The sequence below is a fragment of the Planktomarina temperata RCA23 genome (assembly GCF_000738435.1).
Lineage (GTDB): Bacteria > Pseudomonadota > Alphaproteobacteria > Rhodobacterales > Rhodobacteraceae > Planktomarina > Planktomarina temperata.
The window spans coordinates 3081191-3105920 of the sequence record NZ_CP003984.1 but is presented as its reverse complement, the minus strand read 5'-3'; the positions used below and the strand labels follow the sequence as shown (position 1 = coordinate 3105920).

Here is a 24730-nt window from a genome sequence, read left to right as displayed (position 1 = left end):
GCTCAGGGTTAAAAGCTTTAAGCCTGTGCCAAAAGATCCTCAACGCGGGCAATCTTACTGTCCTTGTCATAGCCATCAAAATAGACTGAACTCATGATTTGCGGCGGGCCGAAGAAGAAGCGCTCATAAAGCGCTTGGCGATTGCCAAAGCCAGAGACGGCGATGTCATGTGCCAGGCGATACAGGCCAACGCGGTCGCGGCTGTCCATATGGGTCAGTTGGAAATATTTTTCCACGTCGCCTGCCATGGCATTGCTGAAATCCGCCTCAGTTGGCGTCGCCATAAGGGAGGAGGAGCCTAAGAGTTGCAGGATCTCCACCATCCGCGGGTACATTTTGGGAAAGAGATTGCGCGAGGCGTCTAAAGGGCCGCGCAGCGGAATGAAATTGCCCCATTGATCCTCATGGGCCTGTTGTTCTGCCGAAAAGAGCAGGGCGCGCACGGTTTCGGCCATCAACATCACTTCAGCAATCATGCCTTTGGTGGCCAAATCCTTATCGCGGCCCGTCGCCTTGGCAATGGCGCACATGACGCCGACCATGAACTCCGCCTTGGCCAGCTTTCCACAGGCCACTTGATGCGCCATATGCACCACCGCATTGGTTTGGGCGAAGGCCTGGTTGCATAGGTTTGGTTCACCATACATGAACACCCGCTCCCAGGGGACCAAGACATTGTCAAAAATGACCACCGCATCCATCTCCTCATAGCGCGACGATAGGGGCGCATCGAAATGGGATTTACCATGGTCATAGCTGTCCCGGCAGATCATCTTGAGACCCGGTGTGGCGATGGGAATGGCAAAGGCGAAGGCAAAGGGAATATTGCTGTCATCGGCCCGCAACAGCGTTGAGGGGAAGACTTCGATCTCATCAGATAATGGCCCCAAAGTGGCCAAAAGCCTTGCGCCTTTCACGATGATCCCAGCATCGGTTTCTTTAACCACATGCAATGCAACCTCTTCGTCGAATTTACCGCTGGTGGCCTGCGCATGTGAGACAGAGGGGTTCACCAAAGTATGGGTTAACACCCGATCATTCAGCCTGACTTCATCATAGAACCGGGTCATATTTTGAACGAAATCTGCCTGTCCCTTGCTGCCCTGTGCTAGAAATCCTGGGGCATGGGCAAAGGCCATAACGGAGGCGTTCTTGTAATCTGGAGTGCGGCCAAACATGCCATTGGACCATGTGGCCCATTCATAAAAGGCGCGGCCGCGTTGCACCACATCGGCCTTGGACTTGGGCACCATATGGGAGATGGCGCAGCGAATGCCCTGGGCATCTTCATAGGTCACGATATCGCGGTAGGCCGCTTCATGTTGCCGATCCAAAAAACCCGCCAAAGAGGCCGCACCGCCGCCCATGCCCGGCTCCGCTGTCACATCCTTGACCCGCGTCCCGCGCGTCCAAATTTCACGATCGTCGCGCAGCCCCTCGAGATATTGCGCTCCGGTTCTGATTCCAGCGTTTTTCATGCCAAATTCCGTTTCTCTGTAGATTCCGATAATTTTTCCAAAATTCGATTAAATTCAGCCCATTCAGCCGCTGTCACGCGCTGCATGAAATCGTCATGAATGCGGTCCACCATGGGCATCATATGCTCCATCAAAGCGCGCCCCTTTTGGGTGGGGATGATGTGGACATGTCGGCGATCTTCGGTCGAGCGCAGGCGCCCAATGAGGTTTTTCTTCTCGAGCCGATCCAGAATTCCGACCAATGAGGGCGGGGGCAAGAGGGTGATCTGTGAGATTTGCGCTGAGGTCAGATGCTGTTTTTCCCAAAGCGCGCGGAGGACCCGCCATTGTTGATCCGTCAGATCATTGGCTTGAAATAGACGCCGATAGCTTGGCATCACCCGATCCAAGGAGCGGCTGAGGATCATTGGGAGGCTGTCTAGAAATTTTGGCATTTACCACTCATCTATGAATCATTCATATATTAATTAATTAGAGATGCTCCGCTCTGTCAAGAAAATCTCGGCTCACCTGGTGTGAAATGCAAAAATTGTAGATCAATGAGCACTCCTCACTTGTTATTTTCAGTCAGGCTGCGATGATTTCATCATGATTGCCAAGGATTCACCATGCCACATCTGACCGTTCAATATTCGCAAAATTTAGATCATGACGTTGATATGAAAGAATTTTGTTCTGTCATGAGTGTTGCCATGCAGCAAACCGGTGTGTTTCCTCTGGCGGGCATTCGGGTACGGGCGCATCCGATGCCGCAGTATTGCGTCGCCGATGGGCATTCCAAGAATGCCTTTGTGGATATGGTCCTACGCATGGGGGAGGGGCGCAGTGATGCGACCAAATCTGAGGTTGGCGCGTTCTTAATGGCGCGTGCGGAGGCGGTTTTTGCACCGCTGTTGGCGGATCCCTATTTTGCGCTGTCTTTGGAAATTGTGACAATTTCCAAGCCCTTCAGCTGGAAAACCAACAGCATCCATGCGCGGATCAATGCGCCATCTGTCAAAGGAGAAAACTCATGAAATTTGCATCCATTCGCGCGGCGGGTGAGGCACTGTATGGCGCTGTGACGGAGGCTGGTTTCATTGCTTTATCGCCGAACTTCCCACAATGGGCGACTTTGACAGAGGTGATCCGCGCGCAGGCCCTGCCGCAGCTGGCGCAAGCGGCAGAGGGGGCCTCTGTTACCCATGATTTTGGCAGCTTCACCTATGACATGCCCGAGGCGGGCGGTGAGAAGATCATTTGTGTCGGGGTCAATTTCCCAGACCGCAATGCGGAATATAAAGACGGCAGCCAGGCACCTGCGAATATGTCACTCTTCCCACGGTTTGCCCGTGGTTTTGTCGGACATGAAGAGGCCTTGGTCCGTCCACCAGAGTCGCATCAACTCGATTATGAGGGCGAAATTGCCATTGTCATTGGCAAGGCCGGACGCCGCATTTCTCAAGCAGATGCTTATGATCACATTGCCGCCCTGACCCTTTGCAACGAGGGGACAATCCGAGATTGGGTGCGCCATGCGAAATTCAATGTCACGCAGGGTAAGAATTGGGACAGGTCTGGGGCTATGGGCCCGTGGTTGGTGCCTTTTGAGGATGCCGCGCAGTTGGACGATGTCCGCATCACCACCCATGTCAACGGGGAGCTGCGCCAAGACGATCGTACCAGCCGCATGATTTTTCCCATCCGCCGTCAAATCGAATATATCTCAACATTCACCACTTTGATGCCCGGTGATATTATTGTCACCGGAACCCCGACCGGCGCCGGCGCGCGGTTTGATCCTCCAATTTTTCTCAAACCCGGTGATGTGGTTGAAGTTCACGCGGACGGTCTTGGCACCCTGCGCAATTCTGTCGAGGATGAGACATGACCCCGGCAGAGATTTCCCAGGCGGCGCAGGCCTTATTTGCGGCAGAAAAAAGCCATAAACAAATTGGACTGTTGACCCGCGCCCATCCTGAGATGACGATGGATGATGCCTATGCGGTGCAAAAAGCCCTAGTTGCGCTGAAGATTGCTGATGGTCGTCGGGTGATTGGCTGGAAAATTGGCCTCACGTCCAAGGCGATGCAATATGCTTTGAATATTGATATCCCCGACAGTGGGATTTTGTTTGATGATATGCATTTTGAAGATGGCGCGACTGTGCCAGCGAGGCGGTTTATACAGCCGCGCATCGAGGCAGAAATCGCCTTTGTGATGAAAGCGGATTTGGACGGTGCCGTGCGGCGCGATGAGGTGCTGGCCGCGACGGATTATGTCTGCCCCTCGCTAGAGATTCTCGACACGCGGATTGAGCGCGTCGATGCGCACACAGGGCAGACCCGTAAAATCTTTGATACGATTTCCGACAATGCGGCCAATGCGGGTATCGTCTTGGGCCGCGCACGTCATGATCCAAGCGCGTTTGATCTGCGCTGGGCTGGTGCGATTTGTAGCCGCAATGGAGAGGTTGAAGAGACCGGTCTTGGCGCGGGTGTTTTGAACGATCCGGTTATGGGAATCGTTTGGCTGTCCGAACGTCTTGAAGCCTATGGGCAGAAAATTCGCGCTGGCGATGTTGTTCTGTCTGGCTCGTTCATTCGTCCGATTGAAGCGCGACCAAAGGATGAATTTGTTGCTGATTTTGGCGCCTTTGGTCAGGTATCCATTGGCTTTGCCTGAACAAGCTCCTCGGCAGGTGCATTCACCGTCTGGGTATACTGATATGTATAGTTATTGCTCAAATTTTGAGTGATTTCACTACCGTTCATAGGCATCCGCCCAGGCCTTTCGTGTTGAAATGGCGTTATGCAGAGGTCTTTGTCATAACGGTGATTGGAGGAGACCAAAAAAACCCGGGCGCGGGGCCCGGGCTTAGGTCGAGGGAGGAAAGACGCCTTGCGATAATGCCCCGGCGCCGGGGATTGGAGGGGGTCACATTGACAAGCGATAGCCGCCGTTTTCGGTAATTAATATGCTGGCCTTGCCGGGATCGGGTTCAATTTTCTGACGCAGGCGATAAATATGGGTTTCCAGCGTATGGGTCGTGACGCCGGCATTATAGCCCCATACTTCATGCAAAAGAATGTCACGTGGCACCACATCTTCGGTGGCGCGGTATAGAAATTTTAAGATATTAGTTTCTTTTTCGGTCAGGCGAATTTTCTTGTCATCAGCGGTGACCAATATCTTGATTGAGGGTTTGAACGTATAGGGCCCAAGGGTGAAGATCGCATCTTCCGATTGCTCATGCTGGCGCAGCTGCGCGCGCATACGGGCCAAAAGTACGGGAAATTTAAAGGGCTTGGTGATATAGTCATTGGCGCCGGCATCCAGACCCAAAATCGTGTCGGAATCTGTATCATGGCCGGTGAGCATCACGATGGGGCATTTAACGCCCTGTTTGCGGATCAATCGGCACAGCTCACGCCCATCTGTGTCCGGCAGACCCACATCCAAGACCAAAAGATCGTAACTCTGCTGCTTGACCTTTTCCAAAGCCGCCGCGCCGCTGTTGCCCTCGTAGACATCAAAATCTTCCGTCATAAGAAGTTGCTCGCTCAAAGCCTCTCTCAGATCTTCGTCGTCGTCGATCAAAAGAACTTTTTTAAGCTGTGCCATTCTACCTCTCCAATTCATAGGATAGCCTATACCTGCGCGCTTGGGCGCTTTATTGCAAGATTTGCGACAGTGATCTCACGACCTCGTGTCATAAATGAAGGAATTGTTTCAATTCACCCGAAAAAAGGGCTATCGGACGTTCTATGAGTATATCACCTTCTCCTGTTGAGCTGCGCGCTCGTGCTTTGACCGATCTTCGTATGGGTCTGCCGGTGGTCATTGATTTGCCGCAGCCTCTTGTGGTCTGCGCGGCAGAGACTTTGACGCAAGACCGGCTGGAGGCGCTGCGCGCTTTGGGTGAGGTGCAAGCGGTTTTGTCAAAGTGGCGGGCCGATACGCTTAAGATCAACGCATATGACGGGGATGTGGCGCGCATTTCTGTGCCTCTGTCGGTCGATGCGCGCTGGTGCCATGCGGTGGCCGATCCCATTCTCGACCTTAGCTATCCGATGAAGGGTCCCTTCCAAGCCCTGCGCGGCGGATCTGCTGATGGGCAACGCCTTGCGGTGGCGCTATTGAAAGCGGCGCATCTTTTGCCCATGGCGATCACGGTGCACAGCCCCGAGCCGCTCAGCAGTTTAACGCATTTGCCGGTGGATATCTTGTTGGAGCCTGGCTTTGCGCATGTGGTTTCTGCGCAACTTCCACTGGAGGTTAGTCAAGCGGGACGTTTGCATGTGTTTCGCCCAGATGGCGGTGGGGATGAACATTATGCGGTTGAGATTGGCGCGCCCGATCGGGCGGCACCGGTCTTAACCCGTTTGCATTCGGCATGTTTCACTGGGGATATTCTGGGATCCTTGAAATGTGACTGCGGCCCACAGCTCAAAGGTGCTTTGGCGCAGATGGGGCAGGAAGGCGCCGGGATCCTGCTCTATCTCAATCAAGAAGGCCGCGGGATTGGTCTGGCCAATAAAATGCGGGCCTATGCGTTGCAGAGCCAAGGTTTTGATACGGTTGAGGCCAATCATCGCCTGGGTTTCGAAGATGACGAGCGGGATTTTCAGATCGGGGCAGAGTTGCTCAAAAGCCTTGGCTTTTTATCCATACGGTTGATGACCAATAACCCCAATAAAGTTGCCCGCTTGCAAGACCAAGGCCTTATGGTCACTGAACGCGTGCCATTGGTTGTGGGCGGCACAGCGCAGAACCGCGGCTATCTGCGAACTAAGGCGGAAAAATCTGGGCATTTGCTATGAGCGCCTTTGATATGGTCTATGCCTCTGGTCGCTTGCGCTATCTTGGTCGCACGCTCGCGGCGACCTGTGGGCGCGGCGGGGTGCGCGATGATAAGAGAGAAGGCGATGGGGCGACCCCCCGTGGCATCTTGCGCATTGCTGCGCTTATGTATCGCCCCGACCGGATTGCGCCGCCCGCCCCTTGGGCGGTTCCAATCCACCCTGGAGATCTGTGGTGTGATGATCCGGCTCACCCATTATATAATCAGCTTTGCCGCGCGCCTTTGCAGGCCAGTCACGAACAGATGCGTCGGGCAGATCCGCAATATGACATTGTGTTGATCACGGATTGGAATTGGCCCAATGCACATCCAGGGGCGGGCTCTGCGATTTTCATGCACCAATGGCGCAAACTAGGCGCACCTACAGCGGGCTGTATTGCGCTGGCACGCCCAGATATTCATTGGCTGGCCACGCGGGCAGTGCCCGGCACCCGGCTTATTGTCCGTTAACACGGCTCACGGATGAGGGGCCTGCACCCGCGCGCCAAAAATCGCTGAGCCAACCCGGACATGGGTGGCGCCAAAGGAGATTGCCTTGGCAAAATCATCGGACATGCCCATGGATAATCCCTCTAGCCCATTGCGCCGCGCCAGTTTGGCCAAAAGCGCGAAATGCAGGCTGGCCTCTTCCTCGACAGGTGGGATGCACATTAAGCCCATCACAGGCAGATCCAGAGCACGGCAGTCTTTGACGAATGTATCTACCGCATCGGGGGCAATGCCGGCCTTTTGTGGTTCCAAGCCGGTGTTGACTTGGATGAAAAGCGCCGGGCAATGGCCCAGCTCTTGGGCCAAGCGCGCCAGAGCGGTTGCCAATTTGGGGCGGTCTAACGTGTGGAGACAATCAAATAGGCGCATGGCTGCGCGCGCTTTGTTCGATTGCAGCGGTCCGAGCAGATGCACCTTTGCATCGGGGAATGTTTTTTGGAACTCCGGCCATTTGCCTTCCGCTTCCTGCACGCGATTCTCACCAAAAACCCGATGACCCTGCTGCAGAACCGCCAAAACACGATCATTGGGCTGCACTTTGGACACGGCAATCAGCTCCACCGAGCCTGAAGCGCGTCCGGCGTCCTGCTGCGCTTGTAAAATCTCTTCCGAAACATGGAACAGTGACATATTTTTTTAACCTTTTTTCGACATTAACCTGAGTTTAAACAGGAACAGGCAGGATGTCATTGGCTGAAAACCACCGATGCAGTGTGACATCTGTGCATCATGTTGGCGTTTCGGTGCCTTGTGACAGGGGGATCACTTGACCCAAGGGCCGTTCTCACGTCACTAAAGCCGTAATGCTTAACCAAGGTATTCCTTGGCTTGGTATTTTTATTTTGGATAGCAACTCGAGGGAAAAACATGAAACGCATCCTCCTTACAACTACTTCTTTGGTTCTCGCCGCTGGCGTTGCCCAAGCTGACGTATCTTTCTCCGGCACAGCCGGCGTTGCACTGATCGATGACAACGGTGCATCCGACGCTAAAGCAGGTTCGACCACTTCCTACGGCGTCGATATGTTCTTTGAATCATACTATGACTTCGATATCACAGCTTCTGCTGAATCCGACAACGGTGTTGCTGTATCACTGGGCTTAGACATGGGCGCTGGCGCTAAAATCGACTACAACGATGATGATGAGATGGAACAGCAAGGCGCTCCTGTAACTGCAGCAGACGTAGCAGTTTCATACGCTGGTTGGACATTGACTGTAGATCACGCAGGCATCGACAACTTGTTTGATGACACTGATGGCGCACATGACGTAAAACTCTCCGGTTCAATCGCTGGTTGGAGTGTCGCAATGACATCTGATGAAAGCGAATCGCACAGCTCTTATAGCTTAAGCGGTGACGTTGCTGGCGTAGCACTCACATTGACTGGTACAAACAACGACGACAACGGTGGCAGCGCTACTAAGATTGCTGCATCTTACGCAATGGGCAATGGCTTGACGCTGAAGGGCTCTGTTGAAGACGAGTCATTGGCTTCCGGTGGCGAAGACGAGCAAACAGTTGGCTTCTCATATGCAATGGACGCTTTGACTGTTGGTTACACAGCAATCAAGCCAGGCGAAGTAGCTGGTGCGGATGCATTTGGCGACGAGTGGGATTTCTCACTTAAGTACTCTGCAGGCGACCTGGTTGCATCATTCGCAATCGACGAAGCTGACGCGACTACAATCATCGCTGATTACGCACTCGGTGGCGGCGCATCTGCTTTTGCAGCAATGCACGACAAAGCCGGTACAGCAAACGACCTGACAGCTGTTGGTTTGAACTTCGCATTCTAAGCGAAACCAACTTCGGTTAAAGAGAGAGCGGCGCTTTGGCGTCGCTCTTTTTTGTTGCGCCTGTCGCATTGCAGCGCGTTTGATGTGACATTGCGCAATTCTTCATTGCGCGGCAGAAGGGCCGGCGCTATCGACGGGGCAGCAGCGGTCACGGAACACAAAATGATAAGCTCACCGGCACCTTCGCAAGGATCCACCTAATATGGATCACGCCCAAGCCCAGTCTCAAAATGTGTTTGACCTATTGGTTGTGGGCGCGGGCCCAGCCGGGCTGATGGCGGCAGAGCAAGCCGCGCGGGCTGGGATGCGTGTGGCAATAGCTGAGGCGATGCCCTCCCCTGCACGAAAATTTCTCATGGCTGGAAAATCTGGTCTCAACCTAACCAAGGCAGAAGAGCCCAACACGTTCTTGGAGCATTTTGACACCATCGCCCCCTTGAAGCCCATTCTAGCGCAATTTGGGCCGGCTGAGGTCATCGGCTTTGCGCAAGGCCTTGGGCAGGAGGTCTTCACAGGCAGCACAGGCCGGGTTTTTCCGACGCGCATGAAAGCGTCTCCCCTTCTGCGGGCGTGGCTGGCGCGGCTCGATGCGCTGGGTGTTGTATTGCTGCGCCGCCACCGATGGATCGGTCCATTGACCACAGATGCGCCGCATCTGCTGGCCACGCCAAAGGGCCAGGTCGCCGTGACGGCCGGGGCGTTGATCCTCGCGCTCGGTGGCGCGAGTTGGGCGCGTTTAGGGTCTGATGGCGCTTGGCAAACGCCAGTCGCGGCGGCGGGCGTGCCGATTGTCCCTATTCAAGCGTCAAATGTGGGACTGCAGCGCGCTTGGTCGGATCATATGCGCCCGTTTTTTGGCCAACCCGTAAAGAATATCGAACTTACCGTCGCAGATCAGCGAAGCCGTGGTGAATTTGTGATCACACAATCCGGTGTGGAAGGCGGGGCAATCTATGCGCTGGGGCGGATGCTGCGGCAGACCCCTTTGGCCCGGATTGATTTGGCGCCACAGCTTTCAATCCACGCCTTGAGGGACATGATTTCAAATCGCAAGCCCAAGGACAGTCTGAGCAATTTCTTGCGAAAATCCGTCAAACTGGATGCCACAAAACGAGCCCTGCTGTTTGAGCTGACCCGCCCTATGCCCCGCGATACCGATGGGCTTATTGCTGCAATCAAAGCTGCGCCGCTGCAGGTCTCGGGACCGCGCCCTATAGATGAGGCCATCTCAACAGCTGGTGGACTGTCATGGGACGCATTGACACCTGAGTTGATGCTTCGGGATTTCCCGGGCGTATTTTGCGCCGGTGAGATGCTGAATTGGGACGCACCGACGGGCGGTTATTTGATCACCGCCTGCCTCGCGACCGGCCGTTGGGCTGGCCGCGCGGCCGCTGATTATCTTTCCGCTAAAGCCCTTACATAGGCCGGACGCGCTCGGCAGCGTTTGGCATAGTCCTTTAAAACAGGGCTGGCGTCTGGGAATTTCGCCGTATAGGCCCAATTGAGGCAATGCACTGCCAAAATGTCGGCGATTGTAAACTGCTCGCCCATGAGGAACGCGCCCTGAAGCCGGGCTTCAAGCCGCTTTAAACTGCGTTCAAACTCCCATTTCAACACGGGCTTCACTTCGGCGGCACGGTGCTCAGGCGGATTAACAAAAGAGTTTTTCGCCGAAACCCAGAGTAGGCTGTCGAATTCTTCGAGCAGGAAATGAATATGCCCATCCATGCGCAACCGTTCGACAGATCCGGCTGGAAAGGTTAGGGCATTGTGACGGTCAGATAAAAAACTCATGATCGCAACGCTATCAGGTAGAACCTCTCCATCGACCACCAAGGCCGGCACTTTACCACTGGGGTTGTGCGCCTTGGCCTCTGCTGAGCCAGGGTCGCCTTTGACCTGATCATAGGGCAAGCCCAATTCCTCAAGCGTCCAAATCACTCGCAAAGTTCGATTTTTGGTCGAACCCAATACCGTATACATTTATCTTTTCCCCATCATTGAAATTCGGATGAAACATCTCTCAACCTGTGCCATTTGCGGCGCGGTTTGCCCCGCAGATCGTAGCTGCAAATCAGTGTCTAGCAAAAGCGAAATCACCTGTTCCAGCCGGTCTCGACGCCAAGCGCCGACCTGCCGTTGGATCCGATCTCGACGTGGCCCGTAAACCGGCGGCCGAAGCTTTGCCACACCTTGCTGCGCGCCTGCTGGATCAGAGGCTGCGGCGTGGAGAAGGCGAAAATGGCGCAAAGCGGCAATGCAAAGCCCGGTGGCGGTTCCGCCCTGAGCGATCACGCGGTGCAACACTGGGGCAATCTCATTTGTTTTCAAATCGGCCACCAACCCAATGACATCATCGAGCGCCGCTTCGGTGGATTGCGGCGCGCAGATCTCAACATCTCTTAGGGTGACGGGTCCGGCTTGGGACATGCAATATAGGGACAATTTTTCCAAGAATTGACTGAAATCTCCGGGATCTATGGCCTTGGAAAGATCTGTAATGGCCGCGCTGGCCTCAGCGTCGACCGCGCCCATGCCGACTTTTGCCAAAGCGGCCTCCACTTCGGCGCGGGTGGGCGGTTCATCAAAAATGGCGATAGACCAGGCATTGGGATGGGCTTCAAAAGCTTTGCGGATTTTTGATGTCGGCTTTAGAGCGCCGCCAATGACAACCATCTGCGCATCACCGGCCTGCCAATCGGCCAATCCCGCCAGGATTGCATCGGCGCAATTGTCATTGGCGTCTTCCACGAGAACCACGCGCGGGCCGGGGAAAAACCCGACTGCTTTGATGGCATCATTCAGCGCGGCCCCGTCGCGTCGTAACTCACCGCCCTGCAGGCGCGTGAGGCGCATTTCCTCTTCGCCCTGCGGGCCGATCAGCCCCTTGATCAATTGCTGTCGCCTCAGCGCCACGCGCATCGCATTGGCGCCATAGATCAACACCCCTGTTTTGTTGGGATTGGGCTTCGCAAAAACCGCCGCTGCGTCGCGGGCGGAGAGCTTCATGGGAGGTCCAGTGTAAGCAGCGCCGTGGAGACTTGGTCTGCCAGAATGACCATTAAGCGGTCATGGGCGTCTCGCTGAGCCCGCTGGGTGGCGACGGTGGTGCCTGTGGCGGAGTAGCCGGTGAATGATTTTGCACTCTGGTGGGTCAGGATGGCGCCATTGTTGTCCCGCAAGGAATACTCCAGCTCGCCGACAAGGCTATAGCGGCTGATCTCTTGGGCGGCGGAGACAACGATATTGTCCTCTGTGACGTTCAATTCATAACGCAACGCAAAACGCGCGCTTTTTGCGACTCCAAGCTGCGCTTCTAAGTTCCGCACCAGCTCATATTCCGCCCGATTGACCGGGGCTTGGATCAGGACCTGATTGTAAAGCTGCTGCGAGCTGGGCTCCATGACAGGAATAAGCCCACAGCCCGCCAGAGCAAGAGCTGCACTTAGAAATCCGCGTCGGCTAGATAACCACATTGACGATACGTCCGGGTACAATGACAAGTTTCTTAGGTGTAGCACCATCAAGCGCTTTCATCACAGCGTTATTCTGCAACACCAAGGCTTCGAGCTCTTCTTTGCTCATATCTTTGGCCACAGTGATCTCATCACGGCGCTTGCCGTTGATTTGGATGGGCAAAGTGACCTCATCTTCGATCAAGAGCTCCGGATCTGCTTTCGGCCAAGGCGCATTGGCAATAAGCCCCTGCCCGCCTTGATGCGCCCAAATGTCCTCTGCCAAATGCGGCGTCATCGGTGCCATCAATTGCGCCAAGGTCCTGATTGCCTCATGCTGCGCGGCATATCCGGCCTTGGATTTGGCTAATGTTGCGGTGAAACCATAGAGCTTGGCAATTGCTGCATTGAAGCCAAAACTCTCCACCCCCGATGTGACGTCCACAATGGTTTTGTGGAGCGCGCGCAGGAGATCCTTATCCCCTTCGCCAGATTGATTTTTGTCCATATTGGCGATTTTATCGCAAAGTTGCCAGACGCGGTTCAAATGCTTAAACGCCGCTTCCGCACCAGAAGCGGTCCACTCCACATCGCGCTCTGGCGGACTGTCAGACAGAACAAACCACCGCGCCGTATCGGCTCCGTAGCTGCTGATGATGCTGATCGGATCCACCACGTTATTTTTTGATTTCGACATCTTTGCGGACGGCACAATGGTGACCTCAGCGCCGCCATCAAGCAAGAAAGCCTTTCCATCCCGGAGTGCCACCTCTTCGGGGTAGTGATAGACAGGCCGGCCGTCTTTGCCCTCTGATTTATAGATCGCATGGGTGACCATGCCCTGGGTAAAAAGCGCGTCAAAAGGTTCAATCGCAGAAGGGGGCAAATGGCCACAGATCTGCATGGCGCGGGCAAAGAACCGCGAATAGAGCAGGTGCAAAATCGCATGTTCCACGCCGCCAATATATTGATCGACGTTCATCCAATAGCTGGCCTCCGCCATATCCGTAGGTGTGGCGGCATTGGGGGCCGTGAAGCGCGCATAATACCAAGAGGAATCCACGAAAGTATCCATGGTATCGGTCTCGCGGCGGGCGGCCTTGCCGCAGGCGGGGCAGGCGCAGTTGCGCCAAGTGGGGTGCCGATCCAACGGGTTCCCCGGAATGTCAAACGTCACATCATCAGGCAGGCGGACTGGCAGGTTTTCCTTTTTCTCCGGCACAACGCCGCAGCTGTCACAATGCACCACCGGAATCGGACACCCCCAATAGCGTTGTCGGCTCAATCCCCAATCGCGCAAACGACATTGCGTTTTTCCGATGCCAAGCCCCAGCGCTTCGGCCCAGTCGATGGTGGCGTCAATTGCCTCTTGCCCCGTGGCCTCTTGCAGGCCGGCCGGTTGGTTGACCCAGCGCACCGTTTCCGTTTTGGCCGGCACGAAAGCCACATCTGTCACGGGTGTATCATCGTTGAGCGCAAAGAAGGTATCAATCACGGGCAGATCATATTTCCGCGCAAAATCAAGGTCGCGCTGGTCATGGGCGGGGCAGGCGAAGATTGCGCCGGTGCCGTAATCCATCATCACAAAATTGGCGACCCAAACAGGCAATGGCGCGCCGCCAAGCGGATTTTGCACGGTGATGCCGGTATCAAAGCCCTTCTTTTCAGCCTTTTCCATAGCGGCTTCTGTTGTGTCCATTTTCTTACATTCGGCACAGAATTCCGCCAAGGCAGGGTTTTGAGCTGCCAGGCTTTGGGTCAGCGGGTGGTTCGCGGCCAGTCCAATGAATGATGCGCCCACCAATGTATCGGGGCGGGTGGTGTAAACGGTGATGCCCTCATGACCATCTTGGGGTGTCGTCAGCGGGAAGGTCATTTCCAACCCCCGCGATTGGCCGATCCAATTTTCCTGCATCAACCGAACTTTGGCAGGCCAGTTTTCCAGCCCGTCCAAGGCGCTGAGCAATTCGCCCGACATCGATGAGATATTGAAGAACCATTGTGTTAACTCGCGGCGTTCCACCTCGGCATTGGAACGCCAGCCTTTGCCGTCAATCACCTGCTCATTGGCCAGAACCGTCATATCGACTGGATCCCAATTGACCATCGCATTCTTGCGATAGACCAAACCATTGGCAAGCATATCGAGAAACAACGCCTGTTGTTGTCCGTAATATTCTGGGTCACAGGTGGCGAACTCGCGCGACCAATCGATGGACAGGCCCAAGGGCTTCATCTGTCTGCGCATGGTTGCGATGTTGTCATAGGTCCATTCTTTTGGATGTCCGCCGATCGCCATCGCGGCATTTTCGGCCGGCATGCCAAAGGCGTCCCAGCCCATCGGGTGTAGAACATTATGCCCGGTAGACAGCTTATAACGCGCGATCACATCGCCCATGGTGTAATTGCGGACATGGCCCATGTGAATGCGGCCCGATGGATAGGGGAACATTTCCAGGACATAATATTTCGGACGATCGGCAGTGGCCACGGCCTTGAAGGTCTCGCCTTTGGCCCATGCCTCTTGCCATTTGGCTTCGATTTCGGCGGGGGAATAGCTGCTCATGAGATCTGCCTCGTCTATATATTCATGGGCCAAACCCAGATTAGGCGCCCGCCGCCAGTCATAGGCTGCTTTGGCTCAGGTTTCCAGAGCTCCAAGGGATCCATGCCGAAAAATCATCATCCAAAAATGAAAAAGGCGACCCTTTCGGGCCGCCTTCGGAAGGTTCGATTTCAATCGACTTAGAATGCGAAAGAAAGCTGGAAGGTCATGCCTTCTTTGTAGTCTTTTGCACCAACTTCGTCGTCAGTATCAGTGTTGTTGCTGTCATTTGCGTAGGATGCCAAGAGCGATGCACCGCCGCCGAGATCATAGCTCACACCAGCATATGTGTCTTTGCCACCGTCATCAGCACCGACGAAGAGGTTCATGCCGTTACCCATGTCGTAGGACACGTCAACATTCCAGTCCTGACTTTCGTCTGTAGCAACTGTCACACCCAATGCGCCTTCGGCATAGGCAACTTTCACATCCCATTTGTTTTCTGCGCTAGCTGCGCCTTCTTGAACGTAAGATGCTGTTGTGGTGAGTGCGCCCATTGGGTAGCTGACTTCAATGCCGGTTGAACCGCCATCGTCGTTTTTGGCATAACCCAGTGCAACAGTTGCGCCACCCAAAGTTGTGCTCACACGAACACCGGTTGTTGCTTGTTGCGACTTTGCTGAGTTGTCATCACCGTCCAGCCAAGCGGTGTTTGCATTTTGATGGGCCAGCGCATAGGAGAATGAGCCTGCAGTGCCTGTGATGCCGAGTGAAATGTAATCTTTTTCAGTTCCCTTAACAGCGGGGGTGGTACCAGATGCGGCAGTGACCGTGTAGTTTGTATCGTCACCCAAAGAGATGCCGATTTTTGCGCCGCCAAAGGTCATGTCAGCGCGGGTCACCATTTCGCCGTCTGCGACACGGAAGGCGTCGTTTTCCATGGAGCCAACCGCAGACCATGCGTTTTCAGCGCCATGTTTCGTGTCACCATAGTGGATGCCGGAATCAGCATTTGTCAAAGAGATCACAGCATCAGAGGCATTGAAACTCGCGCCTTGGTCCGCATTGGCAACGTCAAACTCAAAAGAAGCGGCGGCTGTGTAGCCGTTGTTCAGCTCTTGTGAAAATGCGATGTTCAGATCAATGTCGGAGAAAGCAGCGCCAACAGATGCGCCAGTTGTGGCATCTGTGTCGTTGTAACCAAAGTTTGCTGTGCCTGAGAAGGTAACTTCTGCAGCGGCAACACCAGCGGTCATCACCAGAGCAGTAGAAGTAAGGAGAATGCTTTCATGCTAAAGTTAGCCATTGGTACTGCTTTTTAGACGAATCAGTTCCAAATAGTGTTGTTTGTCAGTATAAAGGCGCTCGAGGAGGGCCTCAGTATGTCTATTTTTTCAAATATTTTTAAAACAACCGATTTCAATTCGTCTAACAGTCTCCAAGAATTCTCCTGTTTCGCAGATTTCTTCGATCATAAATACTATGCGTTCTCCAAGGCGACCAAGCGTCGGAGCCAATTGGAGCTCTATGTGTTCGACAAACACATTAGGCCAATCTTTGGGCCAAAAACCCTGGCGGAGATTACCAGCCAGGATCTCGACCTATGGATGACGGCGCAATTGGAGGCGGGCTACAAGCCTGCGACGGTGAACAAGCATTCCAGCATGTTGAACAGAATTCTAAACATTGCCGTGCAATGGGGTTATCTCGATACAAACCCATTTAAAGCTGTCGTCATCAAGAAATTGCCAACAGGCGATTATATGCAGCGCTTCTTAACCCATACGGAGATCAAAAGTCTGCTGAGCGCTTGTAAGCGCAGCACGCATCCGTTCTTGCATTTATTTGTCAAATTGCTCTTGCTCACCGGGGCACGAAAGAGCGAACTGCGCCTGGCCAAATGGACCTGCATTGATTTGCAAAAGGGCGAGCTTTTTGTTGCCGTCAGTAAAAGTGGCCGCAGCCGTACAGTGGTTTTGAGCAAAAAAGCCCTGGCGGTTCTGGAGCAGGTGAAATTGCGGTCTGAGGCTCTGGGCCTGCCGATCACCCGGGACAGCTGGGTGTTCGCCAACCCCCGCACGGGCCAACCCTGCACCAGCTTGCATATTGCGTTTTTTAAGGCTCGAGACAGCGCGGGCCTGAGCTCCGTTCGGATGCATGACTTGCGCCACACCTATGCCAGCCTTTTGATTAACAATGGCGCAAGTATTTATGAGGTTCAGCAATTGCTGGGGCATTACAATATCTCTATGACCGAACGCTATGCCCGCCTCTTTCCCAATACTTTGCAAGATCGGGTTGATATCGTCGCCGACTCGCTCGATTTTGACCGCATTTAAATGCAGGCCGCTGCGGTCATCTGTGATTATTGGAGGACCGGCGGGTTAATCGACCCGAATGTTTCACGGTTTTCAAACTGAAAATCCCGCGCATATTTTGCGAAGAAATGCGCGAGAAAGGTGTTGAGGCTCGCCCGCACCCGAGGATCATCGCCCATTAACGGCTTTGAGGCCTCTAGCGAAGCGACCATGAGTGTGACCCAGCGGCGCGCACCTTCTTCATTCATCAAACTATGGGCATTGTGGGTGTGATGGAAATTCAACCTGAATTCTGCCCCGTGGTAATAAGGCCCGCCGCCCATGACATCGAGCCACATGCTGGCCTGCGTTGAAATATGGTGATTGAGGTTGCCGACCCGCGCGAAAACCGATGTGAACCATGGCTCGTCGTCAAACAGGCGTTGATAAAAATCAGCAACAATCCCGACAATGGGCTCTGGCCCCAAAACGGAAAAGAGCTGCCAAAACTGGATGGGCATCTGCGGATCCTGTGACGCCTGCAGTGAGGTGATCTGTTCCATGCGCCGCGCATGTGGGGGCAAAAGCCTGGCTTCTACAGCTCGCTTTATGTAGGATTTTCGGGTGGTCTGTGTGAGGTAGCCATTTTCAGCTTGATAGCGGGGGGCGTTCGTACTGCTCAAAGGGCGTTCCTTATGCGTGGCCGTGGGCATCGGATGTGGATCGTTGCTCTACAGGCGCAACGCGCCCCTGTCAAAACGCATTATGCGGTTTGACCTCGCCGGTGGTTGCAATAAGTTAACACCATGGCTGGCCGTGATCCTGCGGCCACATTTGGGGAATGCTTATGATATTTGAAAACTCTGCTGTAGCCGTTGTATCAGGCGGCGCCTCTGGTTTAGGTGCGGCCACCGCGCGGAAGCTCTCGGACATGGGCGCACGGGTGGTGGTTTTTGATCTGAACACGCAGGCAGGTGAGGCCGTGGCCCAGGAGGTTGGCGGGTTGTTTCAACATGTTGACGTGGCCGATCCTGTGAGCGTCGCCGCAGGGTTTGCCGCAGTGGTCGCGGAGCTCGGCACGCCGCGCATCATGATCAACTGTGCGGGTATTGCCCCGGCCATTAAAACCGTGTCACGCGGCGCGGCGCATGATCCTGCGATATTTGCGAAAACGATCCAAGTGAATCTGATTGGCAGTTTCAATTGCGCATCTCAAGCCGCTTGTTTAATGGCAGCCGCAGATCCATGCGGACCCGACGGCGCGCGGGGTGTGATTATCAACACAGCTTCCGTGGCAGCCTATGATGGGCAAATCGGCCAGGTTGCCTATTCAGCATCCAAGGGTGGAATCGTAGGGATGACCCTGCCAATGGCGCGGGATCTGGCCGATAAAGGCATTCGTGTATGCGCCATTGCGCCGGGTATCTTCGCCACCCCCATGATGGACGGTATGCCGCAAGAGGTTCAAGATGCGCTGGGCGCGCAGGTGCCCTTCCCGCGGCGCTTGGGTCAGGGGGCGGAATATGCCAATTTGGTTGGACATATCATCGACAACCAAATGCTGAACGGTGAAGTCATCCGCTTGGACGGCGCCATCCGTATGGCGCCGCGGTAAACCGTCCAAATGCTGGATACAGAGCGCCCAGTCGCGATTCTAGGAGCTGGCTTGATTGGTGTCAGCTGGGCTGCATTGTTTTTGCATCATGGAGTGCATGTGCAGGCTTGGGATCCTGATCCCGAGGCGCGGGATGCGCTGGAAGATCGGGTCAAGGCGCCCATGGCGCAACTGCGGCAATTGGGTGCGGGCGCGGACAGGCCAGGACGTTTGACAGTTCATGGTGAGCTTACAGAGGTGTTTTCAGGCGCGTTTTTCGTGCAAGAGAATGCACCTGAGCGCCTGGATGTTAAACACGATCTTTACCGCCGCTTTGAGCTACACGCCGAGGCAGATGCTCTGATTGCCTCCAGCGCCTCTGGTCTGCCCTGGTCGCGTCTGAGCGCACAGATGGACCGGCCGGAGCGTCTGCTGAACGCCCACCCCTACAACCCGCCTCATCTCGTGCCTTTGGTTGAGCTGTTTTGCCCTGCGGAGGCGAGTTTGGCCCGCGCCGAAGATCTTTACCGCCGCATTGGCCGGGTGCCGGTGCGCATGAAACGCGAGGCGGTGGGTCATTTGGCCAATCGGCTGGCGTCTGCGCTCTGGCGCGAAGCGGTGCATATCGTTGCTGAAGGCATCGCGGATGTGGAGGCGGTGGATCTTGCGTTGGTGAACGGGCCCGGGCTGCGCTGGGCCGTTATGGGCGCGCATATGACCTATCATCTGGGCGGCGGCGCTGGGGGCATGGCGCATTATCTTGAGCATCTCGGTGACAGTCAGGAGGGGCGTTGGAGCACGCTTGGCACCCCGCGATTGACCCCAGAGCTGCGGGCCGCGTTGATCGCAGGCGTTGAGGCCGAGGCCGGGGGCAAATCCATTGCGCAATTGGAGCAAGAACGCGATGCCGCTTTGATAGGCATCTTGGCCACGCGAAAGGCTCTTGATACCTGAGCCGCGCTCAGCCCCGGGTCATTCTCCGCGAAACACGGGCGGGCGTTTTTCATTGAAGGCCGCCACCCCCTCGCGGCGGTCCTCGGTCGGAATGGTGCGATTATAGGCTTCAATCTCCATAGCCAACCCATCTGACACCCCCATTCCGCCCCCGCGCCCAATCGCCAATTTGGCTTGCCGCACTGCAATCGGCGCGTTGGCGGCTATGGTTTCAGCGGTCTGGAGCGCGGCTGGGAGCAACTCTTCAATTGGGTATATGGCATTGGCAAGACCCCAGTCTAGAGCTTGCTCAGCTGTGAAGACCTCACCGGTGAAGATCAATTCCTTGGCCCGGCGCTCCCCAATCGCGCGCGCGAGGGTCTGCGTGCCGCCCGCGCCAGGAATGATGCCGATTTTAACTTCGGTCTGTGCAAAACGCGCGCCGCGGGCCACATAGGCAAAATCGACCGCTGCGGCCAACTCGCATCCGCCGCCGTAGGCTGCACCATTTATGGCGCCAATCACGGGAATCGGGCAGGTGATCACTGCGCGGGCCATGCGCTCATAGATCAAATGCTGTTTAGACCATGCGGCGTTGCTCATCCCATAGCGCTCCTTCAAATCCCCACCCGCACAAAAGGCGCGGGTGCCAGATCCGGTGAGAATGATCGCGCGGGTCTCGCTGGGGTCCATGGACAGAGATTCAAAAATATCTACCAGATCCAAAGCCATTTGCGTGTTGAACGCATTGGCAAAATCCGGGCGGTTCAAAGTGATTTGAACGACATGGTTTGCAGGTCTCGAAATCAACAGGGTGTCATAGGAACTCGTCATGTCAGGGCCTTTACCTTTGGGCATTCGCAAATTGCACCAGCGCCTCAATGGTGGCGTCAAAATCATAATGCGGCGCCCAGCCCCAATCTGCGCGCGCGGCGCTGTCATCAAAGACATCTGGCCAGCGCAGGATCAGGTCATCAGTTGGGCTGCCTGAGGTGAACGTACAGCTAAAGCCGGGAAAACGGCTCTGGATTGCCTCCACGAGGTCTTGGGCCGTGAACATAAAGCTGTGCAGATTATAGGCATGTTGGGTCAATGCAGCCCGCTCGGCAGAGCAAATCTCAACGATGCTGCGGGTCACATCATTGAGGTAAAGCGTCGACATGCCGGTATCTGGGGCAACTGGCATCACGAAGGTGTCGCCTCTGGCCGCAGCGGCGATGGCATGACTTGGATAGGCGGTCATGGCACCAGCTGGGGCGGAGGGGGACAGAACCATAGGGAATCTCAGGCAACGAAAATCAAATCCTTGCTTTAATTTGAGGTAAACCCCCATGCGCTCTACCGCGACTTTGGTTGCGCCATAAATATTTTCGGGCCATTGGGGCGTGTTCAAGGCCACGGGACTGGCCAGGTCAGGACCATAGGTTGCCGCGGTGCTGGCGAAGAAAAAAGGTCCGATGTTCCGGTCCAAACAGTGTCGCATCAAGCGAATGGAGCTTGAGGCGTTCACGTCCCAAGCCAATTCGGGATTGGCTTCAGAGCTGCCCGAAAGCATGGATGCCAGGTGGATCACCACGTCGGGCTTATGGGTCGCGAGCGTGTCCTCCAAGAGGCTCTGGTCTCGCATATCACCTAAGACGACGGCATGGCGTGGATCACAATGGGGGCCTTCGCTGCCGGGCAGGTCAAAGCTGACCACGCGTGTGCCCATGGCCTCCAGATTCTGCGCCACCAAACGGCCAAGATTTCCATTGCCGCCTGTGACCAATGCTGTTTTGAACATGAGACCCCTCCGATGAAGCTGAGCGCATCATGCCGGCAAGGCGCTCAGATTGGCAAGTTTGAAAGCACCATTGGGCGCAGATTGGCAGGGCCAGCGGCGTTTATGCCTTGTTTTGGGTGTCAAAATCGCTTGCGCTGTGACGCTCCGCCAGACGTTCAGCGGCCGGCCCATGGGTGCGGTTGACCATGCGGCCGCGCTGAAAGGCAGGGCGGGCAAAGATCTCATCGGCCCAACGCGTCACGTTTTTGTAGCTGGTCACATGAAGGAACTCTGCCGCATTATAGAGCAGGCCTTTGACCAAGGCACCGTACCATGGCGCGGTCGCGATATCTGCGATGGAATAGCTGTCTCCGGCCAAAAATTGCCGCTCTGCCAAGTTGCGGTCGAGCACATCGAGTTGGCGTTTCGCCTCCATTGAGAAGCGGTTGATGGGATATTCAAACTTTTCTGGTGCATAGGCGTAAAAATGGCCAAAGCCGCCACCCAAATAGGGGGCAGATCCATGGAGCCAAAATAACCAATTCAATGTTTCGGTACGCTGGGCGATATCCTTGGGAAGAAATTCCCCAAATTTTTCGGCCAGATAAATCAAAATTGATCCACTTTCGAAGATACGAAGCCCAGTGTCTTGGTCCAGCATGGCTGGAATTTTGGAATTGGGGTTGAGGCCAACAAAACCGCTGCCAAACTGGGCCCCTTCGCTGATGGGGATCAGCCAGGCGTCATATTCCGCCCCTTCATGCCCAAGCGCGAGCAGCTCCTCAAGCATCGCTGTGACCTTCACACCATTGGGCGTACCTTGAGAATATAACTGCAAAGGGTGCTGGCCAAGCGGAAGCTCTTTGTCGAAGGTTGCTCCGGCAATCGGTCGGTTGATGTTGCTGAATTTGCCGCCATTTTGGGCGTCCCATGTCCAAGTCGCGGGAGGGGTATAGGCCATTTTATTCTCCAATGTCTTCGCACCTCAACATAGGTAGGGCAGTCGGAAACACAATGGCGAAGGGCGTTAATTGGCTGCGAGGGAGAAAGAAAGGCTTTTACGCAAATGGGATTTCAAATGTTCTGTTGCCGCCTCGGCGTCACGCGCGAGTGCGGCTTCAAAAATCAGGTGCTGTTCTTCAAGGGCTTTTGCCCAGCGATAATTGCGCAGCACCAGTTGGTAGCCAATGTGTTTTTCGTAAATATTTTGGAAGACTGCGATCATGTGCCGAGAGTTGCAGGCCCGCACCAAGGCAAAATGAAACTCCCAATCATAGTGCAGTTGGCGTTCTAGAGAAACGTCCTCGCCGGCCATAATTTTCTTGCCAGTCATGGCCAATTTGTGGTGGGCAGAGACCAGATTGCCCTCCCAATTTTCATCACCAAAAGCCAAGGAGGCTTTGAGAGCAGCACATTGCAGTAATACGCGGAGATTGGACAGCTCAATCAGGTCCTCGTTGGACATTGTACGAACCAAAAAACCGCGTTGCTCGGGCGCGTCCACAAAACCATCACTAGCCAGCCGGTTAAGTGTTTCCCTTAAGGTTGAAACACTGGCTGAGTACTGCACTTTTAAGGCGTCTAATTTCAGCTTTTTCCCCGGCGTTAGAGCGCCGGTGATAATGTCGGATTTAATCTTCAAATAAACCGAAGATCCGACCGTTGTCGCGGCACTCGTCATTTGGACTACCCTGCTTCGCTTATAAAATAATCATACACATTTTCAGGGAGTTCCTCAACATAACAGAATATCTGATAAAAATTTAACTACCATATATATGAAGCCTATTATCTCATTTATATAAGATAATATCTGATATAGTGGCTCCAGCTTTGAAATTTTCAGTGGGTCCAAATGTGATCATAAAGTGAAAATTGCGAATCAATAAAATCAGACGATTAAATTTTCATCATACAAAATAACAAAAAAGATTAAGTTTATAGCATATTTTTATTCCACATAATAAACGCCTACTAAGGTGAATTTGACCCATTGTGCGGCCATAATTTGCCCGCCTGAGGTCGAGTCCCGAAAATCGGGAATTTTACATGCAGGAGGAAAATTATCCGCTATTAGTTAGTCTAGAACCTGGGGTAACGAGATCACTGTAGCGGTCATTTAGTTCTGCCACCAAACCCAAGCCGAACACCGCGTGGCTTGCTATTCCAAGCTCTGGAAACCTCTTTCATTTCAACTGAAAGAGGTTTTCGTGCTTCCAATAACCTATGAGGGGCCAATTGGGCCAAAACAAGCGACCGCTGCGCCCGGCCGCTTTAGGTCACCAAGGCTTTACTTTGAAATTCTGGGTTCTGCCAAGTTTTTTCAGTTAATATATTGGCCAAAATATCAACTGCTTGGGTGATATCTTCCAAGCTGGTGAATAAGGGTGTGATGCCAAAGCGCATTATATTAGGCGCTCTAAAATCTCCGATGACCCCCTGCGCAATCAGAGCTTGCATACAGGCATAGCCATGTTCAAACTTGAAAGCCACATGGCTGCCGCGCTGCTCGGGATCGCGGGGGCTGGCGAGGGTTAAGCCGGGGCATTTGGCTTCAACACCGGAAATCAGGGCTTCTGAAAGCTCAATTGACCGGGCGCGCAAATCCAACATATCTACCCCATCCCAAATATCCAACGCGGCCCCAAGCAAAGAGAAGGCCGCAATTGAAGGGGTGCCGATCCGCATGCGATCAATTTTTCCGGGCATCGGACGGAAGTTGAGATCAAAAGCAAAAGGTGCCTCATGCGCAAACCAGCCTGAGAGCACGGGCGCCACCTGATCGATCAAGCGGGGTGCGACATAGATGAAAGCGGGTCCGCCGGGGCCCGAATTTAGGAATTTATAGGTGCATCCGACTGCAAAATCGGCATTTGTGCCATACATATCAACAGGAATAGCACCGATGGAATGGGCCAAGTCCCAAACCACCGTTGCACCAACGCTATGTGCTTTTTTGATAATGGCCTGCATGTCATGTTTGCGGCCGCTGCGGTAATCAACCTCTGTGACCATGACGGTGGCCACCTCTTCGGTGATATGATCCAAAACATCCTCAGGTGCAGGGGTGCGCAGTTCGTAGCCCACATCACGCAAACCCATGAGCCCTTCAACCATGTAAAGATCTGTGGGGAAGTTGCCGCTGTCTGACAGGATTACCCGGCGGTCGGGGGCCAAGGCGAGTGCAGCGGCGACCGCTTGGAAGACCCTTATTGAGAGCGTGTCTCCGACCACGGTACTGCCTGCAGGGGCACCGATCAAACGCCCCAACCTATCACCGAGCGTATTGCTCTGCATGAACCAGTTTTTCGTGTTCCAGCCCCGGACCAATTCCGTGCGCCATTCATCCATTAAAAAGCTGTTGATCGCATTGGGAGCCGCTTTTGGCATAGGTCCAAGTGAATTTCCGTTGAGATAGATCACACCGGGTGGAATATCGAACATCTGTCGGGTCTTCGCAAAATCGGTCATTGAGTCTCCCTCTCGGTCTTAAGCTATCGGTAACCTATTATTATCTTTAGTCACCTGGTG

General features: G+C 54.4%; 25 protein-coding genes. 10 read left to right on the top strand and 15 right to left on the bottom strand.

Annotated features, from left to right (window positions below):
* Positions 1–17: 17 nt before the first annotated feature.
* Both hpaB and RCA23_RS14950 read right to left on the bottom strand, forming a co-directional pair.
* On the bottom strand, positions 18–1478 hold the full coding sequence (gene hpaB / locus RCA23_RS14955; RefSeq protein WP_044050981.1) for a 4-hydroxyphenylacetate 3-monooxygenase, oxygenase component: 1461 nt from the start codon (positions 1476–1478) through the stop codon (positions 18–20).
* Positions 1475–1912 (bottom strand): MarR family winged helix-turn-helix transcriptional regulator, encoded by a 438-nt coding sequence (locus tag RCA23_RS14950; RefSeq protein ID WP_081870992.1) that lies wholly within the window; start codon positions 1910–1912, stop codon positions 1475–1477. Before RCA23_RS14950 ends, hpaB begins: the two co-directional genes overlap by 4 nt.
* A 174-nt stretch (positions 1913–2086) precedes the next feature.
* Here RCA23_RS14950 and RCA23_RS14945 point away from each other — a divergent pair, with 174 nt between their 5' ends.
* Genes RCA23_RS14945 through hpaH form a run of 3 tightly spaced genes read left to right on the top strand, consistent with a single transcriptional unit; the run spans position 2087 to position 4142 of the window.
* On the top strand, positions 2087–2494 hold the full coding sequence (locus RCA23_RS14945; RefSeq protein WP_044050979.1) for a 5-carboxymethyl-2-hydroxymuconate Delta-isomerase: 408 nt from the start codon (positions 2087–2089) through the stop codon (positions 2492–2494).
* Positions 2491–3348: a fumarylacetoacetate hydrolase family protein gene (locus RCA23_RS14940; RefSeq protein WP_044050978.1), complete on the top strand. Its 858-nt coding sequence runs from the start codon at positions 2491–2493 to the stop codon at positions 3346–3348. The genes RCA23_RS14945 and RCA23_RS14940 overlap by 4 nt, the downstream gene beginning before the upstream one ends.
* Positions 3345–4142 (top strand): 2-oxo-hept-4-ene-1,7-dioate hydratase, encoded by a 798-nt coding sequence (hpaH, locus tag RCA23_RS14935; RefSeq protein WP_044050977.1) that lies wholly within the window; start codon positions 3345–3347, stop codon positions 4140–4142. Before RCA23_RS14940 ends, hpaH begins: the two co-directional genes overlap by 4 nt.
* A gap of 252 nt (positions 4143–4394) precedes the next feature.
* On the opposite strand, the gene RCA23_RS14930 is transcribed toward hpaH, so the two are convergent.
* On the bottom strand, positions 4395–5081 hold the full coding sequence (locus RCA23_RS14930) for a response regulator transcription factor (protein ID WP_044050976.1): 687 nt from the start codon (positions 5079–5081) through the stop codon (positions 4395–4397).
* Between the two features lie 143 nt (positions 5082–5224).
* Here RCA23_RS14930 and ribA point away from each other — a divergent pair, with 143 nt between their 5' ends.
* Together ribA and RCA23_RS14920 are read left to right on the top strand one after the other, a co-directional pair.
* Positions 5225–6280, top strand: a complete 1056-nt coding sequence (ribA, locus tag RCA23_RS14925; RefSeq protein WP_044050975.1) for a GTP cyclohydrolase II — start codon at positions 5225–5227, stop codon at positions 6278–6280.
* The gene (locus RCA23_RS14920; RefSeq protein WP_044050974.1) at positions 6277–6771 is read left to right on the top strand and encodes a L,D-transpeptidase family protein; all 495 of its coding nucleotides are present in this window, start codon (positions 6277–6279) and stop codon (positions 6769–6771) included. Before ribA ends, RCA23_RS14920 begins: the two co-directional genes overlap by 4 nt.
* 6 nt (positions 6772–6777) lie before the next feature.
* On the opposite strand, the gene RCA23_RS14915 is transcribed toward RCA23_RS14920, so the two are convergent.
* Entirely contained in the window at positions 6778–7440 is a 663-nt protein-coding gene (locus tag RCA23_RS14915) for a YggS family pyridoxal phosphate-dependent enzyme (protein ID WP_044050973.1), read from the bottom strand.
* A 237-nt stretch (positions 7441–7677) separates the two neighbouring features.
* On the opposite strand from RCA23_RS14915, the gene RCA23_RS14910 reads away from it, so the two are divergent.
* A complete protein-coding gene (locus tag RCA23_RS14910) occupies positions 7678–8610 on the top strand; it encodes a porin (RefSeq protein ID WP_044050972.1) in 933 nt (310 codons plus the stop codon).
* A 202-nt stretch (positions 8611–8812) separates the two neighbouring features.
* Positions 8813–10036 (top strand): BaiN/RdsA family NAD(P)/FAD-dependent oxidoreductase, encoded by a 1224-nt coding sequence (locus RCA23_RS14900; protein ID WP_044050970.1) that lies wholly within the window; start codon positions 8813–8815, stop codon positions 10034–10036.
* Here RCA23_RS14900 and RCA23_RS14895 read toward each other — a convergent pair.
* The 5 genes from RCA23_RS14895 to RCA23_RS14875 form a co-directional block, all read right to left on the bottom strand.
* Complete coding sequence (locus RCA23_RS14895; protein ID WP_044050969.1) at positions 10009–10596, bottom strand: glutathione S-transferase family protein; 588 nt, start codon at positions 10594–10596, stop codon at positions 10009–10011. The two genes, RCA23_RS14900 and RCA23_RS14895, sit on opposite strands and share 28 nt — an antisense overlap.
* Positions 10597–11622 (bottom strand): DNA polymerase III subunit delta, encoded by a 1026-nt coding sequence (gene holA / locus RCA23_RS14890; protein WP_044050968.1) that lies wholly within the window; start codon positions 11620–11622, stop codon positions 10597–10599.
* Entirely contained in the window at positions 11619–12017 is a 399-nt protein-coding gene (gene lptE / locus RCA23_RS14885; RefSeq protein ID WP_169701431.1) for an LPS assembly lipoprotein LptE, read from the bottom strand. The genes holA and lptE overlap by 4 nt, the downstream gene beginning before the upstream one ends.
* Positions 12018–12075: 58 nt before the next feature.
* Positions 12076–14634: a leucine--tRNA ligase gene (gene leuS, locus RCA23_RS14880; protein ID WP_044051642.1), complete on the bottom strand. Its 2559-nt coding sequence runs from the start codon at positions 14632–14634 to the stop codon at positions 12076–12078.
* A gap of 179 nt (positions 14635–14813) precedes the next feature.
* Positions 14814–15872 (bottom strand): porin, encoded by a 1059-nt coding sequence (locus tag RCA23_RS14875; protein WP_268870332.1) that lies wholly within the window; start codon positions 15870–15872, stop codon positions 14814–14816.
* 123 nt (positions 15873–15995) lie between these two features.
* On the opposite strand from RCA23_RS14875, the gene RCA23_RS14870 reads away from it, so the two are divergent.
* The gene (locus tag RCA23_RS14870) at positions 15996–16952 is read left to right on the top strand and encodes a tyrosine-type recombinase/integrase (protein ID WP_044050965.1); all 957 of its coding nucleotides are present in this window, start codon (positions 15996–15998) and stop codon (positions 16950–16952) included.
* Positions 16953–16978: 26 nt separating this feature from the next.
* On the opposite strand, the gene RCA23_RS14865 is transcribed toward RCA23_RS14870, so the two are convergent.
* A complete protein-coding gene (locus RCA23_RS14865; protein ID WP_169701430.1) occupies positions 16979–17593 on the bottom strand; it encodes a globin family protein in 615 nt (204 codons plus the stop codon).
* 164 nt (positions 17594–17757) lie between these two features.
* On the opposite strand from RCA23_RS14865, the gene RCA23_RS14860 reads away from it, so the two are divergent.
* Positions 17758–18525 (top strand): SDR family NAD(P)-dependent oxidoreductase, encoded by a 768-nt coding sequence (locus RCA23_RS14860; RefSeq protein ID WP_044050964.1) that lies wholly within the window; start codon positions 17758–17760, stop codon positions 18523–18525.
* Positions 18526–18534: 9 nt separating this feature from the next.
* A complete protein-coding gene (locus tag RCA23_RS14855) occupies positions 18535–19458 on the top strand; it encodes a 3-hydroxyacyl-CoA dehydrogenase NAD-binding domain-containing protein (RefSeq protein ID WP_044050963.1) in 924 nt (307 codons plus the stop codon).
* An 18-nt stretch (positions 19459–19476) separates the two neighbouring features.
* Here RCA23_RS14855 and RCA23_RS14850 read toward each other — a convergent pair whose 3' ends face one another.
* The 5 genes from RCA23_RS14850 to kynU all read right to left on the bottom strand — a co-directional run bounded on the left by RCA23_RS14850 (position 19477) and on the right by kynU (position 24670).
* Complete coding sequence (locus RCA23_RS14850) at positions 19477–20271, bottom strand: enoyl-CoA hydratase/isomerase family protein (protein ID WP_044051640.1); 795 nt, start codon at positions 20269–20271, stop codon at positions 19477–19479.
* Positions 20272–20281: 10 nt separating this feature from the next.
* Positions 20282–21220 carry an NAD-dependent epimerase/dehydratase family protein gene (locus tag RCA23_RS14845; RefSeq protein ID WP_044050962.1) on the bottom strand — a complete coding sequence of 313 codons (939 nt, stop codon included), beginning with the start codon at positions 21218–21220 and terminating at the stop codon, positions 20282–20284.
* Between the two features lie 100 nt (positions 21221–21320).
* Entirely contained in the window at positions 21321–22160 is an 840-nt protein-coding gene (gene yghU / locus RCA23_RS14840; protein WP_169701429.1) for a glutathione-dependent disulfide-bond oxidoreductase, read from the bottom strand.
* A 66-nt stretch (positions 22161–22226) separates the two neighbouring features.
* Positions 22227–22880 carry a GntR family transcriptional regulator gene (locus RCA23_RS14835; protein WP_044050960.1) on the bottom strand — a complete coding sequence of 218 codons (654 nt, stop codon included), beginning with the start codon at positions 22878–22880 and terminating at the stop codon, positions 22227–22229.
* A gap of 593 nt (positions 22881–23473) precedes the next feature.
* Positions 23474–24670: a kynureninase gene (gene kynU, locus RCA23_RS14830; protein ID WP_044050959.1), complete on the bottom strand. Its 1197-nt coding sequence runs from the start codon at positions 24668–24670 to the stop codon at positions 23474–23476.
* Between the last annotated feature and the right edge of the window lie 60 nt (positions 24671–24730).